Annotated in this window: 15 protein-coding genes; 2 read left to right on the top strand and 13 right to left on the bottom strand. The window is 56.3% G+C overall.

The window, feature by feature from the left end; all coding sequences use genetic code 11:
* Positions 1 to 5 precede the first annotated feature (5 nt).
* The 6 genes from rihC to ribF form a co-directional block, all read right to left on the bottom strand.
* Positions 6 to 923: a ribonucleoside hydrolase RihC gene (gene rihC / locus V3W49_RS08920; RefSeq protein ID WP_500144998.1), complete on the bottom strand. Its 918-nt coding sequence runs from the start codon at positions 921 to 923 to the stop codon at positions 6 to 8.
* A 105-nt stretch (positions 924 to 1,028) separates the two neighbouring features.
* Positions 1,029 to 1,976 (bottom strand): 4-hydroxy-3-methylbut-2-enyl diphosphate reductase, encoded by a 948-nt coding sequence (gene ispH / locus V3W49_RS08915; protein ID WP_500144997.1) that lies wholly within the window; start codon positions 1,974 to 1,976, stop codon positions 1,029 to 1,031.
* Positions 1,957 to 2,427 (bottom strand): FKBP-type peptidyl-prolyl cis-trans isomerase, encoded by a 471-nt coding sequence (gene fkpB, locus V3W49_RS08910; RefSeq protein ID WP_500144996.1) that lies wholly within the window; start codon positions 2,425 to 2,427, stop codon positions 1,957 to 1,959. Before fkpB ends, ispH begins: the two co-directional genes overlap by 20 nt.
* Positions 2,427 to 2,942, bottom strand: a complete 516-nt coding sequence (gene lspA / locus V3W49_RS08905) for a signal peptidase II (protein WP_500144995.1) — start codon at positions 2,940 to 2,942, stop codon at positions 2,427 to 2,429. The genes fkpB and lspA overlap by 1 nt, the downstream gene beginning before the upstream one ends.
* Complete coding sequence (gene ileS, locus V3W49_RS08900) at positions 2,942 to 5,758, bottom strand: isoleucine--tRNA ligase (protein ID WP_500144994.1); 2,817 nt, start codon at positions 5,756 to 5,758, stop codon at positions 2,942 to 2,944. The genes lspA and ileS overlap by 1 nt, the downstream gene beginning before the upstream one ends.
* 185 nt (positions 5,759 to 5,943) lie before the next feature.
* Positions 5,944 to 6,882: a bifunctional riboflavin kinase/FAD synthetase gene (gene ribF, locus V3W49_RS08895; protein ID WP_500144993.1), complete on the bottom strand. Its 939-nt coding sequence runs from the start codon at positions 6,880 to 6,882 to the stop codon at positions 5,944 to 5,946.
* 328 nt (positions 6,883 to 7,210) lie between these two features.
* Here ribF and rpsT point away from each other — a divergent pair, with 328 nt between their 5' ends.
* Entirely contained in the window at positions 7,211 to 7,474 is a 264-nt protein-coding gene (gene rpsT, locus V3W49_RS08890; protein WP_154777710.1) for a 30S ribosomal protein S20, read from the top strand.
* Between the two features lie 62 nt (positions 7,475 to 7,536).
* On the opposite strand, the gene nhaR is transcribed toward rpsT, so the two are convergent.
* From nhaR to dnaK, 4 genes are all read right to left on the bottom strand, one after another.
* The gene (gene nhaR, locus V3W49_RS08885) at positions 7,537 to 8,436 is read right to left on the bottom strand and encodes a transcriptional activator NhaR (protein ID WP_500144992.1); all 900 of its coding nucleotides are present in this window, start codon (positions 8,434 to 8,436) and stop codon (positions 7,537 to 7,539) included.
* Positions 8,437 to 8,514: 78 nt separating this feature from the next.
* Entirely contained in the window at positions 8,515 to 9,684 is a 1,170-nt protein-coding gene (gene nhaA, locus V3W49_RS08880; protein WP_500144991.1) for a Na+/H+ antiporter NhaA, read from the bottom strand.
* A gap of 294 nt (positions 9,685 to 9,978) precedes the next feature.
* A complete protein-coding gene (dnaJ, locus tag V3W49_RS08875) occupies positions 9,979 to 11,121 on the bottom strand; it encodes a molecular chaperone DnaJ (RefSeq protein ID WP_500144990.1) in 1,143 nt (380 codons plus the stop codon).
* Between the two features lie 120 nt (positions 11,122 to 11,241).
* Positions 11,242 to 13,155, bottom strand: a complete 1,914-nt coding sequence (gene dnaK / locus V3W49_RS08870) for a molecular chaperone DnaK (RefSeq protein ID WP_500144989.1) — start codon at positions 13,153 to 13,155, stop codon at positions 11,242 to 11,244.
* A gap of 276 nt (positions 13,156 to 13,431) precedes the next feature.
* Between dnaK and satP the strand changes: the two genes are divergently transcribed.
* Positions 13,432 to 13,998 (top strand): acetate uptake transporter, encoded by a 567-nt coding sequence (gene satP / locus V3W49_RS08865; RefSeq protein WP_500144988.1) that lies wholly within the window; start codon positions 13,432 to 13,434, stop codon positions 13,996 to 13,998.
* Positions 13,999 to 14,034: 36 nt separating this feature from the next.
* Here satP and V3W49_RS08860 read toward each other — a convergent pair whose 3' ends face one another.
* The 3 genes from V3W49_RS08860 to tal form a co-directional block, all read right to left on the bottom strand.
* Positions 14,035 to 15,336 carry an MFS transporter gene (locus tag V3W49_RS08860; RefSeq protein ID WP_500144987.1) on the bottom strand — a complete coding sequence of 434 codons (1,302 nt, stop codon included), beginning with the start codon at positions 15,334 to 15,336 and terminating at the stop codon, positions 14,035 to 14,037.
* A gap of 125 nt (positions 15,337 to 15,461) precedes the next feature.
* Positions 15,462 to 16,049: a molybdopterin adenylyltransferase gene (gene mog, locus V3W49_RS08855; protein ID WP_500144986.1), complete on the bottom strand. Its 588-nt coding sequence runs from the start codon at positions 16,047 to 16,049 to the stop codon at positions 15,462 to 15,464.
* A 118-nt stretch (positions 16,050 to 16,167) separates the two neighbouring features.
* Positions 16,168 to 17,121, bottom strand: a complete 954-nt coding sequence (gene tal / locus V3W49_RS08850; protein ID WP_500144985.1) for a transaldolase — start codon at positions 17,119 to 17,121, stop codon at positions 16,168 to 16,170.
* Between the last annotated feature and the right edge of the window lie 89 nt (positions 17,122 to 17,210).

The following is a 17,210-nucleotide window of genomic DNA, read 5'->3' as shown; positions in this document are numbered from 1 at the left end:
ACTTTTCAGGGCGCCTGTGCCAGTAATTCCGCCACCCAGCGGCGAAAACCACCCACATCCAGCCCCAGAGCTACCCGGGCGTTAGCCGGCTGCTCCAGTCTTCCTTCAATATCCACCACGGTGGTGCCCGCAGTCCACTGCCCCTGGGTCTCAACAGCGACAAAGCAGTCACGCAGCTCAAACAGCTGCGGCTGCACCAGCGCGGCGATGGCGCACAGGTCATGCATCCGCAGGCCGGTGGACATACTGCCGCTGCGATAGTGGCTGAAGATCGCGTGCAGCATGGCGCCGGTGCGGTTCATCGTCGGTAGCTGCGCCAGAAAATCCGGCGCCAGTATCGCCTGGTTGGTGACATCCAGACCGCACATCACAATATCCAGGCCACTGGTAAAGACTCTGGCGGCCGCTTCAGGATCCACGGCGATATTAAATTCAGCATTAGGGGTAAAGTTACCGCGCCCGGCGGAGCCGCCCATAATGACCAGACGATGAATTTTATCGACGGCATCCGGATACTGGGTCAGTAACAGCGCGATATTGGTCAGCGGCCCAATAGCCACCAGCGTCATCGGCTGCGGGCTTGCCGTAAGGCGCTCATAAATAGCCTGAAAAGCCGGTATCGCCAGCGGCGCGCGATCGTGCTCCACAAAATCATAGCCTTCCATACCGGAAATGCCATGCACCCCGGCGGCGTCGCGCCCGGGACGCGCCAGCGGCGTGGCCGCACCGCGGGCCACCGGTACGTCCGCCTGCCAGAAATGAATTAGCTGCAATGCGTTACGGGTGGTTTTATCCACCCCGACATTACCCGCTACGGTACTAATCAATTGCAGATCCAGTTGAGGGGAAAAGAGCGCGGCGGCAAGCGCCACGGCATCGTCGATGCCGGGATCGGTATCGAGGATAATCGGGATGCGGTTCATCGGCTTCTCCATAAAAAAATGCCAGACGGTTTATCCATCTGGCATTCTCGCATACTGCCGATGATATGCATGAACCGGGATTGCGGCCCCGGTTACAGCGCTGGCTTATGCTTCGTGCGCATCCAGTCGCAGCTCTCTGGGCACCTCGAAGAAGATATTTTCTTCACGGCCGGTCAACTCAAGCACGTCACCGCCGCCCATCGCTTTCAGCCGCGCCAGCACGTTCTGTACCAGCACATCTGGCGCTGAGGCGCCGGCGGTAACGCCCACACATGCTATATCAGTCAGCCAGCTGTCCTGAATGTCGCTGGCGTCGTCGATAAGCCAGGCCGGTTTCCCCATTCGCCTGGCCAGTTCCGCCAGACGATTGGAGTTGGAGGAGTTCTTTGACCCCACCACCAGCACCGCATCGGCCTGGCTCGCCAGCTCACGTACCGCCTGCTGCCGGTTAGTGGTTGCGTAGCAGATATCGTCTTTACGCGGCCCGACGATCTTCGGAAAGCGGTCGCGCAGCGCATCTATCACCTCGGAAGTGTCATCCACCGACAGCGTGGTCTGAGTCATAAACGACAGCTTGCCTTCGTCTTTGATCTCAAGTTTCCAGACATCGTCCGGCGATTCCACCAGATACATGCCCCCTTTCGGGTTGCTGTACTGGCCCATGGTGCCCTCCACTTCCGGATGGCCAGCATGGCCAATCAGGATCGACTCTTCGCCGCGGCGGCTGGCGCGCGCCACTTCCATATGAACCTTGGTCACCAGCGGGCAGGTAGCGTCAAAGATGGTCAGATCGCGGCTCTTCGCTTCGTTGCGCACCGCCTGGGAAACGCCATGAGCTGAAAAGATCAGAATAGCGCCATCCGGCACTTCGCTGATCTCTTCAATAAAAATAGCGCCACGTTCGCGCAGGTCATCCACCACATAGCGGTTGTGCACCACTTCATGGCGCACATATACCGGCGCCCCGTAGATCGCCAGCGCGTTCTCTACGATGCTGATAGCCCTGTCGACCCCGGCACAGAAGCCCCGGGGATTAGCCAGCAGAATCCGCATGTTGCCCCTCCAGTGCCGGATCGATTTCCAGCACCTCGATATCAAAATGGATGGTGCGCCCGGCAAGCGGGTGATTGAAGTCCACAGTAATGGAATCTCCGCTCACTTCGCGAATCACGCCGGGCATCTCGCTGCCGTCCATTGCGGTAAAGAGCATAATAGTGCCGGGCTCCGGCTCCCCGGCATCGATAAATTCGCGCCGGGAGAAATACTGAATCAGATCCGGGCTGGAGACGCCGAAAGCCTCTTCTGGCTGTAGCGAAAACTGACTCTTTGCCCCCGGCTTCAGCCCCAGAAGATGCCGTTCCAGCCCTTCAGAGAGGGAACCATCCCCCATACGAAACAGCGCCGGTTTACCGTTAGCCTGAGTCGACTCCGCCGTAGAACCGTCGTCCAGTTTCAGCGTGAAGTGCACCAGCACTGCGCTGTCGCTCTGTACAGAGTCCGCCATTAGCTCCCCTTGTTGTTGGCCGCTTTCTTCTTACCGGAAGGCGTAATAAAGCTTTCCAGCACGATAAGGGCAGCGCCGATGCAGATCCCCGCATCAGCAATGTTAAAGGTGGCAAAGTGCCAGTCGCCGACATAAAAGTCGATCATATCGACCACAAAGCCATGCACCATACGGTCGAACAGGTTGCCCAACGCCCCGCCGATAATCAAAGCATAGGCGATATTGTTGAGCTTCTGGCTGGCCGCAGAGCGGTACATCAGCGCCAGTAAAACCACCGCAATGCCAATGGCGATGCCGGCAAAGAACCAGCGCTGCCAGCCTCCTTTATCCGCCAGGAAACTGAATGCCGCGCCCGGATTATGGGCGTAGTGCAAATTCAGAAATGGAATCAGCGGCCGGGTTTCAAACAGCTGGAAATTATCCATCACCCACTGTTTGACGCCCAGATCCACCACCAGAATCAGTAGCGCCAGCCATAGCCAGCGCAGCCCCGTTGAAAATATCGGTTTACTCATCAGGCAAACTTACGTTGTTCACCGTCACCGGCGACGTTACTGACACAGCGCCCGCAGATCTCTGCATGGTCCGCCACCTTACCGATATCGGTCGTGTAGTGCCAGCAGCGTGGGCACTTCTCGCCAATGGCTTTGCTCAGACCCACTTTCAGGCCCTTAATCAGCTCACTCGGCACAGCCTCTTCGCCTGCTGCGGCATAATCTGCGACTTCAGCGCCCGAGGTCAACAGGACAAATCGCAGTTCTTCGCCCAGCGAACGCAGCTTCGCCGCCAGCTCCGGCTCGGCATACAGCGTCACCGCCGCTTCCAGCGAACCGCCTACGCGCTTATCGGCACGAGCCTGTTCAATAACCTTGTTCACTTCGCCGCGCACCTGCAGCAGGTCAGCCCAGAAGGCATCGTTCATCGGCTCATTTTCCGCCAGACCAAACAGCCCCTGATACCATTCACCGGTGAACACGTACTTATCGCGTTCGCCCGGCAGATGGCCCCACACCTCGTCTGCGGTGAACGAGAGTATCGGCGCCATCCAGCGTACCAGCGCTTCAACGATATGATAGAGCGCGGTCTGGCAGCTGCGACGCGCCACACTGTCCGCTTTCGCGGTGTACTGGCGATCCTTGATAATATCCAGATAGAAGGAGCCCATCTCAACGGAACAGAAGCGCATCAGACGCTGTACCACTTCATGGAAGTCGTACGCTTCGTATGCCTTCAGGATATCGTCCTGGGCGGCGCGAGCGCAGCCTACCGCCCAGCGATCCAGCACCACCATCTCTTCCGGCTTCACCATATCCTTCGCGGGATCGAACCCGTTCAGGTTGGCCAGCAGGAAGCGGGCAGTATTACGGATACGGCGATAGCTGTCAGCGGCACGCTTAAGGATCTCGTCAGAAACCGCCATTTCGCCAGTGTAGTCGGTGGAAGCCACCCACAGGCGCAGAATATCGGCCCCCAGCTTGTTCATCACATCCTGCGGACTGACGGTATTGCCGATAGACTTGGACATCTTGCGCCCCTGTCCATCCACGGTGAAGCCGTGTGTCAGTACCTGGCGATAAGGCGCTTTGCCCTTCATCGCCGTGGAGATCATCAGCGAAGACATAAACCAGCCGCGATGCTGGTCGGAACCTTCCAGATACATATCGGCGGCGTGACCAGCAAATTCCGGACGCACGTCCACCACGGAGGCATGGGTAGAGCCGGAATCAAACCAGACGTCCAGGGTATCCGGTACCTTCACGTAGTTGTCGGCCTCATCACCCATGATGTCGCGGGGATCGAGATCCCACCAGGCCTGGATGCCGTCCGCTTCCACGCGCTTTGCCACTTCTTCCATCAGTTCCAGGGTGCGCGGATGCAGTTCTTCTGTCTCTTTGTGCACGAACAGAGACATCGGCACCCCCCAGGTACGCTGGCGGGAGATACACCAGTCAGGACGGTTAGCGACCATGGATTCGATACGCGCCTGGCCCCAGTCCGGAATCCACTGCACGCCCTTGATCTCTTCCAGGGATTTTTTACGCAGGCCGTTCTGATCCATATTGATGAACCACTGCGGCGTGGCGCGGAAGATGATCGGCGTTTTATGGCGCCAGCAGTGCGGGTAGCTGTGCAGCAGCTTTTCGACGTGCAGCAGCGCGCCCTTTTCACGTAACAGCTCAACGATGACATCGTTGGCCTTAAAGACCTGCAGGCCATCCAGCGTCGGATAAGTACCCGGCAGGAAGCGACCATCCGGCCCGACCGGGTTGGCGATCTCCAGGCCATATTTCTGGCTGATGGTGTAGTCGTCCGGGCCATGACCGCCTGCGGTGTGTACCGCGCCGGTACCGGCATCCAGCGTCACGTGATCGCCCATGATGGCCGGAACGTCGAAGTCCAGAAACGGATGCTTAAAGCGCAACAGCTCCAGATCGGCCCCTTTTGCAGTGCCCAGAATCTGCCAGCCTTCGATACCGGCGCTCTGCATCACGCTTTCCACCAGCTCTTTCGCCAGGATCAGCGCCCGGCCTTCCGCCTGAACCAGCGCATAGTCAAAATCCGGATGCAGCGAGATGGCGCGGTCGGCTGGCAGCGTCCAGGGTGTGGTGGTCCATATAACCAGAGAGACCGGCCCTTTTACATTATTTACGCCAAACTTCGCGGTCACCGCAGCGGCATCGGTCGCCTGGAAGGCCACATAGATGGACGGCGAGGTTTTGTCATAATATTCCACCTCGGCTTCGGCCAGCGCCGAACGACAGTCCACGCACCAGTGAACCGGCTTGGCCCCTTTATGCAGGTGGCCGTTGCCGATAATCTTACCCAGCGCCCGAATGATGTTGGCTTCGGTTTTGAAGTCCATGGTCAGGTAGGGATGGCTCCAGTCGCCCAGCACGCCAAGACGGATAAAGTCCTTACGCTGGCCTTCCACCTGCTCGGCGGCGTACTTGCGGCAGGCGGCACGGAACTCGGCGGAAGACACTTTCTCGCCCGGCTTGCCGATCAGCTGCTCAACCTTCAGTTCGATAGGCAGGCCGTGGCAGTCCCAGCCTGGGACGTACGGGGAGTCGTAACCGGAAAGCCCTTTGGACTTCACGATAATGTCTTTCAGAATCTTATTAACCGAGTGACCAATATGAATGTTGCCGTTCGCGTAGGGAGGGCCATCATGAAGAATGAAGGTTTTTTTGCCTTTTTTCGCTTTGCGGATGACGCCATACAAATCGTCATCGGTCCAACGCGCCAGCATGCCCGGTTCGCGCTTAGCGAGATCGCCGCGCATCGGGAACCCTGTTTCCGGCAAATTCAGGGTGGATTTAAAGTCACTCATCAGATTCTCGGTTCCGTATTTCGGTTTGGTTAATGCTTTATACCCTAAATAATTCGAGTTGCAGGAAGGCGGCAAGCTCGTGATTCCCCGGGAGCATAGAGAACTATGTGACCGGGGTGAGCGAGTACCGCCAACGCATCTGCAGCTTGAAGTATGACGGGCATATCAAATTCCAGGCGCGGCAACTATTGCGGCAGCGCCAGCCCGAAGAACTCCCGGGCCGTCATCTCGTCTCTGGCGATTTGCGCTTTTAGTTCATCCAGCGAAGCGAATCGCTGCTCGTTGCGAATCTTGCTGCGCATAATCACCTCAATATGTCGCCCGTACAGATCCAGTGTAACGTCCAGCAGATGGACCTCCAGCTGCTGGCGTTTGCCTTTTACCGTGGGACGAGTGCCAATATTGGCAACGCCAAATAATGGCGTTTCTGCGGCGCCCAATACCTCGACGGCATAGACGCCTCTGACCGGCGACACCTGGCGCCGCAGCGGCAGGTTCGCCGTGGGAAAGCCGATGGTGCGCCCCAGTTCATCGCCGTGCACCACGCGCCCGGAGATGGAAAACGGGCGCCCCAGCAGGCTTTCCACCCGTTTTAGATCGTCATGTGCCAGCGCCTGGCGCACCGCGGTACTGCTGATGCGCACGCCACCTTCGCAGAAGGTGTGGGTGCTGACCACATCAAAGCCGTACTTTTGTCCGGCCTTCTGTAATAACAAGAAATCGCCCTTGCGACCAGCGCCAAAACGGAAATCATCCCCCACCGCCAGGTAGCGAACCCCCAGGCGATCGACCAGCAGATCTTTCACGAAGCTTTCCGCAGTCAGCGCCGCAAACCGGCGCTCGAAGCGTATGCAAAGCACGTAATCAACGCCGCACTCGGCAAGATAGCGCACTTTTTCCCGCAGGCGAGTCAGACGCGCTGGGGCTTCACTGCCGGCAAACAGCTCAAGGGGTTGAGGCTCGAAGATCATCACAATCACAGGCAGCTTGCGACGACGCCCCTCTTCGACCAGTCTCTGAAGCAGGGACTGGTGGCCACGATGCACGCCGTCAAAATTACCAATGGTCAACACGCAACCCCGATGGCTGGCGTTGATATTATGTATGCCGCGTATCAGCTTCATGACAGGCTCAAAACAGTGGAAATCGGCGGATTATACCTTGTACAGCCGTTAAAATTAACCGGCGAATGATTCCTTATAGCATAAAGCGGCAATGATTTTTCCGCTCCTGGCTGCCCCCTACGCCACCCAACGAGAGCGGAGTCAATTTTGTCGCTGAAAGACTGTATTCGCGCGCGGCAAGCTGGTAGAATCTTGCGCCATCGTAACGTAACCGGTGCCGCTTGCTTTAACGGCGCTTATTTGCACAAATCCATTGACAAAAGAAGGCTAAACGGGCATATTCCTCGGCCTTTGAATTGTCCACATATGATTATTTGGGAGTTGGACCTTGGCTAATATCAAATCAGCTAAGAAACGCGCCGTACAGTCTGAGAAGCGCCGCAAGCACAACGCTAGCCGTCGCTCCATGATGCGTACCTACATCAAGAAGGTATACGCGGCGATTGCAGCTGGCGACAAAGAAGCTGCTCAGAAAGCATTTAACGAAATGCAACCTATCGTGGATCGTCAGGCCGGTAAAGGTCTGATCCACAAAAACAAAGCAGCGCGTCATAAGTCTAACCTGGTCGCGCAGATCAACAAGATGGCTTAATCGCCCTCGGGTTGTTGCCTGGTAAAAAAAACCCGCATCAGCGGGTTTTTTTATGTCCTTAATCAGCGTACCGGGCTGGCGAACAGTGCCGAATAGTCCCGATTGCAGATACGTTGCACCGCCGGATGCTGGATCATACGCTCGGCAAAAATCACGTGATACTCCTCCATCACGTTATCCATCCGTCCTATCTCTACAATCTCTTCATCGCGGTAGAAATCGTAAGCATAGAGAGTCGGCGCCACAAAAATAGCGTTATGCGCTGCGCCAAAGGCTTTCATCAGCGCCGCATCATCAAACTCGCCGAGGATCTGCACCTTCAAATCCTGCGCGTTAATCCAGTTCAGTAACTTGCGACCCAGCATGGAGCGACGACCGGGAATCAGCAGACTGCGCTGCTCCAGACAAGCGGGAAAAGGTTGTTCCGGCAGTGGCGCCTGGCTCCAGAAGCTAATGCCACATTCGCCGATCTTCACCGAAAACAGCCCCTCCTGTTGGGACGAGTCGATGGGACAATCGGAAAGAATCATATCCAGTTTATGCTGGCTGAGCTGCTCCAGCAGCAGTTCGTGGGTGGATTCGTAACAGCGCAGCCGTATCTGGCCGTCTTCTTCCACAGCGGCATCCAGCACCCCACTGACCAGACGTTTGGAGAGCGCATCCGCCACGCCGACGTCAAACAGCAAATGCGACTCCTTGCGGTAGTTGACGATATCCAGCATTTCCTGGCTCAGCGTGAACATCCGATCCGCATAGCGGAAAACCAGTTGTCCCAGCTCGGAAGGCTCCAGCCCGCGTCCCTTACGCTTAAACAGCTTGCCCTGTAGCCGCTCTTCCAGCAGCTTAATCTGCCCGGTAATGGTCTGGGGTGTCAGACAGAGCACCTCGGCGGCCCCCACAACCGAGCCCTCTTTACAGACGTGCCAGAAGTAGTACAGATGGTTGTAGTTTATATGGGGCATAAGCGTCGCTCCGTGATGAAAATCCCTGCGACCCCATACGACGGAGCCGCCTTATATTTATTAGCGTGAGCGTGCCTGCTACGCTTCGCGTCCGGAAAGTCGCATTCTCAGCATCACATATCCCAGCACCGCAGAAAGCAGCGAACCGACCAGAATTCCCAGCTTCGCCCAGGTGATAAGCTCAGGATCGATATCGCCGAACGCCAGGCTCGCAATAAAGATCGACATGGTAAAGCCGATACCACACAGTACCCCTACCGCGACAATATCCCGGCAGCTTGTCCCTTCCGGCAGCGACGCCAGCTTCAACTTCAGGGCCAGCCAGCAGAACAGGCTGATACCCAGCGGCTTACCTACCAGCAGGCCAGCGATAATGCCCAATGGAAGCAGTGACATCAACCCGCCCGGCGTCACGCCCTGCAGCGGCACTCCGGCGTTTGCGAAGGCGAACAGCGGCAGAATCAGGAACGAAACCCAGGGGTGCAGGATATGTTCCAGCTCCCGGGCCGGCGAGTGCCCATTTTCCGGCTTAAGCGGAATCAGGAAGCCGATAATCACCCCGGCAAGCGTAGCGTGAACGCCCGATTTTAACACCGCAGTCCACAGCACCACTCCCACCAGCAGATAAATTCCAGTCCGTCTCACGTTAAACAGATTCAGCATCACCAGCGCCACAATAGCGACGGCGGCCACGCCCAGTGACAGCACTGACAGCGAACTGGTATAGAACAGCGCGATAATCACGATAGCACCCAGGTCATCGATAATCGCCAGCGCCATCAGGAAGATCTTCAGCGACGCCGGAACCCGGTTGCCCAGTAGCGCCAGGATCCCCAGGGCAAAGGCGATATCGGTCGCCGCCGGAATGGCCCAGCCTTCACGGGTCACGGGATCCTGCGCATTAAACAACAGATAGATAGCGGCCGGTACCACCATGCCACCAATCGCCGCGATGATGGGAAAAACCGCCTGACGGCGGCTGGCCAGCGAGCCGGATATCAGTTCGCGCTTAACCTCCAGGCCAATCATCAGAAAAAAACAGGCCATCAGCGCGTCGTTGATCCACAGCAGCATGTTTTTGTGGATCTCCAGGCTACCCACCTTTAACTCAACCGGCATGTTAAGGAAAGAGAAGTAGCCCGCCTGCGTAGCGGACATATTCGCCAGAAGCATCGCCAGCGCGGCGGTGATAATCAGCAGTACGCCGCCCGAAGCGTCACTGCTGAAGAAGCGTTGTAATTGTTTCATTATTCGCTGTCTCATCAAGTAAAACCGAAGTAATAACTATCATAGGACAGAATAAACATTCGCTAAAAGCAGGTTATTACTGCCGTAAAACTCGGTTTTCACGATAAGTATAGCAAAAGAAAAGACGATGATTCCCCGTCTACCGACGTTCAGCGATATTAACGGTAAAAAGTCGCTCGCAATAATAACCATACGGAAAAACCTGTTATTCAGAGCAATAGCGAAGGGCTGGAATAAAAAAGCCTTAAGGAACCGTCGGCCCCTTAAGGCTATGTCTGGCTAATGAGAGAGACGTTAGCGGGTCAGATCGTCAAAGAACTTTTTTACCCCGTCGAAGAAGCTTTTGGAGCGCGGGCTGTTTTTCTCGCCGGTCGGGCCACCAAAGCTTTCCTGCAGTTCATTGAGCAGTTGCTTCTGCCTCTCGTTCAGGCTGACCGGCGTTTCCACCACCACCCGACACAGCAGGTCGCCCTGAGCGCCACCGCGCACCGATTTCACGCCCTTACCGCGCATACGGAACAGCTTGCCGGTCTGGGTTTCGCTCGGAACTTTCAGCTTAACGCGGCCATCCAGGGTAGGCACTTCAATCTCGCCGCCCAGTGCCGCCATCGTAAAGTTGATTGGCACTTCACAGTACAGGTTATTCCCTTCGCGTTCGAAGATAGGATGCGGCTTAACCTGCACCTGAACGTAGAGATCCCCTGCCGGAGCCCCGTGCTCGCCAGCCTCGCCCTCGCCCGCCAGGCGGATGCGATCGCCGGTATCGACGCCGGCCGGAATTTTAACCGACAGCGTTTTGCTCTTCTCGACGCGACCATGGCCATGACACCTGGTGCAGGGATCGGTAATCAGCGTACCGCGTCCCTGACAGTGCGGACAGGTCTGCTGTACGGTAAAGAATCCCTGGCGCATCTGTACCTGACCAGCTCCGTGACAGGTGGGACAGGTCTGGGGCTTGGAGCCCGCCTTCGCGCCACTACCGTGGCACAGATCGCACTCTTCAAGCGTCGGAATACGGATCTCTTTGGTCACGCCGCGTACCGCTTCTTCCAGCGACAGCTCCATGTTGTAGCGTAAATCGGCGCCGCGCGCGGCGCGGGTTCTGCGACCGCCGCCAAAGATGTCGCCAAATACGTCGCCAAAGATATCGCTGAAGTCAGCGCCGCCGCCAAAGCCACCGCCGCCGAAACCGCCACCGCCCATGCCGCCTTGCTCAAAGGCGGCATGGCCGTACTGATCGTAAGCCGCGCGCTTCTGATCGTCGGTCAGAATTTCGTAGGCTTCTTTAATCTCTTTAAACTTATCTTCGGCCTCTTTATTCCCGGGGTTACGATCCGGGTGATATTTCATGGCCAGGCGTTTATAGGCTTTTTTAATATCGCGTTCTTGTGCATCTTTCGCGACGCCTAAAATCTCGTAGTAGTCTTTCTTCGCCATCTTTTTATCTGCCCTTATCCCCGAGGCGATTCCACTAATCCTCCCGGGAATAGATGAATAAACGGGCGTGGAGGAATCCCCCTACGCCCGTGCGAACAATCTTACCCACTCAAAGGGCGATTATTTTTTGTTGTCTTTAACTTCTTCGAACTCCGCGTCGACCACGTCGTCGTTCTTGTCGGCACCGGCATCCGCTCCAGGCTGGGCCTGCTGCTGCGCATTCTGCTGAGCGATTTCGACCAGTTTGGCTGAAACCTGCGCCAGCTCCTGCATTTTCGCTTCGATATCGGCCTTATCTTCACCTTTCAGGGAAGTTTCCAGCGCGCTCAGCGCAGACTCGATAGCGGTTTTGTCGTCAGCCGGGAGCTTATCACCTGCTTCTTCAACCTGTTTACGGGTGCTGTGTACCAGGTGATCCGCCTGATTACGGGTCTGTACCAGTTCCTCAAACTTACGGTCGGATTCAGCGTTGGCTTCTGCTTCCTGTACCATCTTGTTGATCTCTTCCTCGTTCAGACCGGAAGAGGCCTTGATGGTGATCTTCTGCTCTTTACCGCTGTTTTTGTCTTTCGCGGATACGTGCAGGATACCGTCGGCATCGATGTCAAAAGTGACTTCGATCTGCGGCATACCGCGCGGCGCCGGGTTGATGCCGTCCAGGTTGAACTGGCCCAGGGACTTGTTATCACCGGCACGCTTACGTTCCCCCTGCAGCACATGAATAGTTACGGCAGACTGGTTATCTTCAGCGGTAGAGAACACCTGGCTATGCTTGGTCGGAATCGTGGTGTTCTTGCTAATCAGCGGAGTCATCACGCCGCCCATGGTTTCGATACCCAGAGAGAGCGGAGTCACGTCCAACAGCAGCACATCTTTCACATCACCGGTCAACACGCCGCCCTGCACAGCAGCGCCAATAGCCACTGCCTCATCCGGGTTCACGTCTTTACGCGGATCTTTACCGAAGAACTCGGCCACTTTCTTCTGCACCATCGGCATACGGGTCTGACCGCCGACCAGGATAACGTCATTGATGTCGGAAACCGACAGACCAGCGTCCTGCAGCGCGACTTTCAGCGGCTCGATGGAGCGGTTAACCAGATCTTCCACCAGGGATTCCAGTTTGGCGCGAGTCACCTTGATATTCATGTGTTTCGGACCGGTAGCATCTGCAGTGATATACGGCAGGTTGACATCGGTCTGCTGTACGGAGGAAAGCTCTATTTTTGCTTTTTCTGCCGCTTCTTTCAGGCGCTGCATCGCCAGCGGATCGTTACGCAGATCAATACCCTGATCCTTCTTGAATTCGTCAACCAGGTAGTTGATCAGACGGGTATCGAAGTCTTCGCCACCCAAGTGAGTATCACCATTGGTCGCCAGCACTTCGAAGGTTTTTTCGCCGTCAACGTCATCAATTTCGATGATGGAGATATCGAAAGTACCACCGCCCAGGTCGTATACCGCGATGGTGCGGTTGCCAGTCTGCTTGTCCAGGCCATAAGCCAGCGCAGCCGCGGTCGGTTCGTTGATGATACGCTTCACTTCCAGACCCGCGATACGGCCGGCGTCTTTCGTTGCCTGACGCTGCGCATCGTTAAAGTAGGCCGGAACAGTGATAACCGCTTCGGTAACCGGCTCGCCCAGGTAATCCTCGGCGGTCTTCTTCATTTTCTTCAGCACTTCGGCAGAAATCTGCGGCGGTGCCATTTTCTGACCTTTAACTTCAATCCATGCGTCGCCGTTATCAGCGTCGACAATTTTATAAGGCATGATGGACACATCACGCTGAACCTCCTCGTCCTGGAAGCGACGGCCAATCAGACGCTTGATTGCAAACAGGGTGTTCTGCGGGTTAGTCACCGCCTGACGTTTAGCCGGCTGACCCACCAGAGTTTCACCATCCTGAGTATATGCAATGATAGAAGGCGTGGTGCGTTCGCCCTCTGCATTCTCGAGCACGCGTGCCTGAGTGCCGTCCATAATCGCTACACAAGAGTTGGTAGTACCCAGGTCGATACCAATAATTTTACCCATCTAAACGTCTCCACTAAAAATTCGTCATCTTTGAGATCGTGAACCTGTAATAAGGGCAAAATTGTCTCTTTCAACCGCCCGGATTCGCTTTTTTTCAGATTCACTTTTCTTTGGTTGACTACAAGATGGGGTCGTCCTGCTCGCCATCAAGGGGCAAAGCAAAAAAAATTTCATTGTTACCCCTTTCGATCAAAGACGCAGCAGGCAGGGCCCCTATATGATGCGCCGCCAGCCGCCAGAGAGCGGCTGTTTCGTTAATGATGATACTGAGGCTCCATGGAAACTCTAAAACTGGCCAACCCGGCTCCGCTGGGCCTGATGGGCTTTGGCATGACCACCATCCTGCTCAATTTGCACAACATTAATCTGTTCCCCCTCGACGGTATTATTCTGGCGATGGGTCTCTTTTATGGCGGTCTCGCGCAAATTATTGCCGGAGTGCTGGAATATAAGAAGGGTAACACTTTCGGCCTGACGGCTTTCATCTCTTACGGCTGTTTCTGGATGACGCTGGTCGCCATTCTGCTGTTGCCGAAAATGGGGCTGGCCGACGCGGCAAACAGCCAGTTTATGGGCGTCTGGCTCGGGCTGTGGGGCATCTTTACTTTGTTTATGTTCTTCGGCACTCTGGGAGGAAACCGCGCCCTGCAATTTGTGTTTCTGAGCCTGACGGTGCTCTTCGCCCTGCTTGCCATCGGCCATCTGGCCGACAGCGCACAGACGGTACGCGTCGCCGGTTGGATCGGCATCATCTGCGGTGCCAGCGCCTTCTGGACGGCGATGGCGGAAGTGATTAATGAAAAAGCGGGCCGCACCCTGCTGCCCATAGGCGAACGCCGCTAGTATCTAAGCTCCTCGCCCGATGGCGAGGAGCCTGTTTCAACTCACCCTCTGCGCCTGAAAATCATCAGCTACCTGTGGCGAACGCCAGAGCCAGAAGCCGATTCCTGCCCCCATCAACGCCAGCGCCAGTACATACCAGGCAGGCGCCAGCGGGGAGATGCCCATCATCAGCGTTACCGCAATCGGCGACAGTCCACCGAAGATGGCGTAGGATACGTTGTAAGAAAAAGAGAGTCCGGAAAAGCGAACCTCTGGCGGAAAGGCGCGTACCATGACAAAAGGCACAGCCCCCACCACCCCAACGCTTAATCCCACCAGGCCATAAAGCAGAAATAGCCCATGAGGATGACTCAAGGTCAGGTGGTAAAACAGCGCGCTGCACAACGCCAGGAGCAGGCTTCCTACGATGAAGGTCTTACCGGCGCCAAAACGATCGGCGGCCAGCCCCGCCAGCAGGCAACCGCAGCACAGCATGATCGTCGCCACGCTGTTGGCCTGTAGCGCCCGGGCCGGCGCGATAGCCGCCTGTTGCTGAAGCCAGGTCGGCGCCATCAGAATCACCACTACAATACCAGCCGACAGTAGCCAGGTAAGCAACATCGAAACCACCACGCCTTTGCGGTGGCGGGTCACCACCGCTTTCACCGGCAGCTCACGCGCCAGCATCTTGCGCTGTTGCAGTTCCACAAAAACTGGCGTCTCCTGCAACCAGCGCCGCAGATACATCGCCATCAGTCCGAAAACGCCACCGAGTAAGAACGGGATCCTCCAGCCCCACCCTTGTACCTCACCGGCCGTTAACAACGAATTCACCAGCGTCGCCACCAGCGACCCCAGCAAAATCCCCAGCGTTAGTCCCGCAGTCAGAACACCGCAGGCCAGCCCGATACGCCGCTCAGGAACGTGTTCAGCCACAAAAACCCAGGCGCCAGGCACCTCGCCCCCAATAGCCGCCCCCTGGAGCAGCCGCATCGCCAACAGCAGCAATGGCGCCGCGATTCCCAGCGTCTCCCAGGTGGGTAATAACCCCATCGCCAGAGTCGGCAATGCCATCAGTAAAATACTAAGGGTAAACATTCGCTTACGACCACTGCGATCGCCAAAGTGCGCCATAACAATGCCGCCGAGCGGGCGAATCAGATAGCCGGCGGCAAAAATGCCGAAGGTCTGCACCTGACGCAACCACTCAGGCACGTCCGGCGGGAAGAACAACGCCCCCACCACCGCGGCAAAAAAAACGAAGATAATGAAATCATAGAATTCCAGCGCCCCGCCAAGGGCAGCCAGCGCCAGCGTTTTATAGTCCTGCCGATTAAGTGGTCGTGCGTCCTGATCCATAGATAAACCATCACCCCGCAATTGTATCGAATAGTTTCCACTTCATTGTAAATATGTAGTTACTATAACGATAAAATGACGACGTGACAGCTATATACAGCGATCAGAGATGTAAAAAAGCGAACTCAGCCGGCATTCTCGCGTCGGGCGCTTTTCGGGCGGAAGGCGGCGACCACCTGAGGATGAGTTTCGACGTAAGGGCCTTCCAGCAGTTGAATGCAGTATGGCACGCTGGCAAAAATACCGTGCACCAGCACATTGCCGGCATCGTCCTTCACCCCTTCCAGGGTTTCCTGGATAGCCTTCGGCTGGCCGGGCAGGTTGAGGATCAGCGCCTGTTTGCGAATGACTCCCACCTGACGCGACAGAATCGCGGTAGGAACAAAGCGCAGGCTCACCTGACGCATCTGCTCACCGAAACCAGGCATTTCACGGTCAGCCACCGCCAGCGTGGCATCCGGCGTCACATCGCGTCGGGCGGGCCCGGTACCGCCAGTGGTCAGCACCAGATGGCAGCCCATCTCATCCACCAGTTCGCACAGGGTTTGCTCAATCAGCTGACGTTCATCAGGGATAAGGCGATTCTCCAGCCGGTACGGCGAAGCAAGCGCCTGCTCCAGCCAGGCTTCCAGAGCCGGAATGCCCTTGTCCTGGTAAACGCCACTGGAGGCGCGATCGGAAACAGAAACTAAACCAATACGTAAGGTGTTCATAGCAAATCCGTAAATCAGTGGTTCATACCCGAATCATACACTGTGAAGGGAATTGCAGACAGAAGGAGGTGAAACGCAAAATGAGGGAAAGCGTGGCCGGTCATCCGGCCACGGGGGATTACAGCAGTTCGCTGACCATTTTTTCCAGTTTTTCCTGGTCAATGGCAAATTTGCGGATACCTTCCGCCAGTTTATCAACCGCCATCGGATCCTGGTTGTGACTCCACAGGAACTCAGACTCGGTCATACGCTCCGGACGAGCCTTCACATCGCCCACATAAGAGAGCTTACGCTCAACTGCACCTTCGCTTTCCGCCAGCTCTTTCAACAAAGCCGGAGCGATAGTCAGGCGATCGCAGCCCGCCAGCTCAAGGATTTCGCCCGCGTTACGGAAGCTCGCGCCCATCACCACGGTTTCATAACCGTGCTCTTTGTAGTACTGGTAGATTTCGCTAACCGACACCACCCCCGGATCTTCAGAGGCCGCATACTCTTTCTTGTCGGTGTTGGCTTTATACCAGTCGAGGATACGGCCAACGAACGGCGAGATCAGATAAACGCCCGCTTCGGCGCAGGCGCGAGCCTGAGCGAAGGAGAACAGCAGCGTCAGGTTACAGTTGATGCCCTCTTTTTCCAGCTGCTCGGCGGCACGGATCCCCTGCCAGGTAGAAGCCAGTTTGATGAGGATGCGATCGTTGCCGATGCCGGCATCATTGTACATTTTGATCAGGCGCTTCGCCTTGGCGATACTCGCTTCAGTATCGTAAGAGAGACGCGCATCCACTTCGGTAGAGATACGACCGGGGATAAGTTTCAGGATCTCAAGACCGATGTTTACCGCCAGCTTGTCGGTGGCATCCACCACCTGCTGCGCACGATCGCTGCTCTGGCCGCGCGCCCATTCAACGGCATCGTCGATAAGCTTGCGGTATTCAGGAATCTGAGCGGCATTGAGAATCAGTGAAGGGTTGGTTGTGGCATCCTGCGGCTGATACAGCTTCATCGCCGCGATGTCTCCGGTGTCAGCCACGACAGTGGTGTACTGACGCAGGGAGGTCAATTTATCCGTCATGATAGATTTCTCGTTAAAACTACTTGTTAGTGAGATGTAACCGATCTCACTCGATAATATCACGCCCCTCCTCCGGTGCAACCGGAGTC

This window comes from Rosenbergiella sp. YN46 (assembly GCF_036620675.1).
Lineage (GTDB): Bacteria > Pseudomonadota > Gammaproteobacteria > Enterobacterales > Enterobacteriaceae > Jejubacter.
The sequence above is the reverse complement of the archived record's forward strand: the minus strand, read 5'-3'. Positions and strand labels throughout refer to the sequence as shown.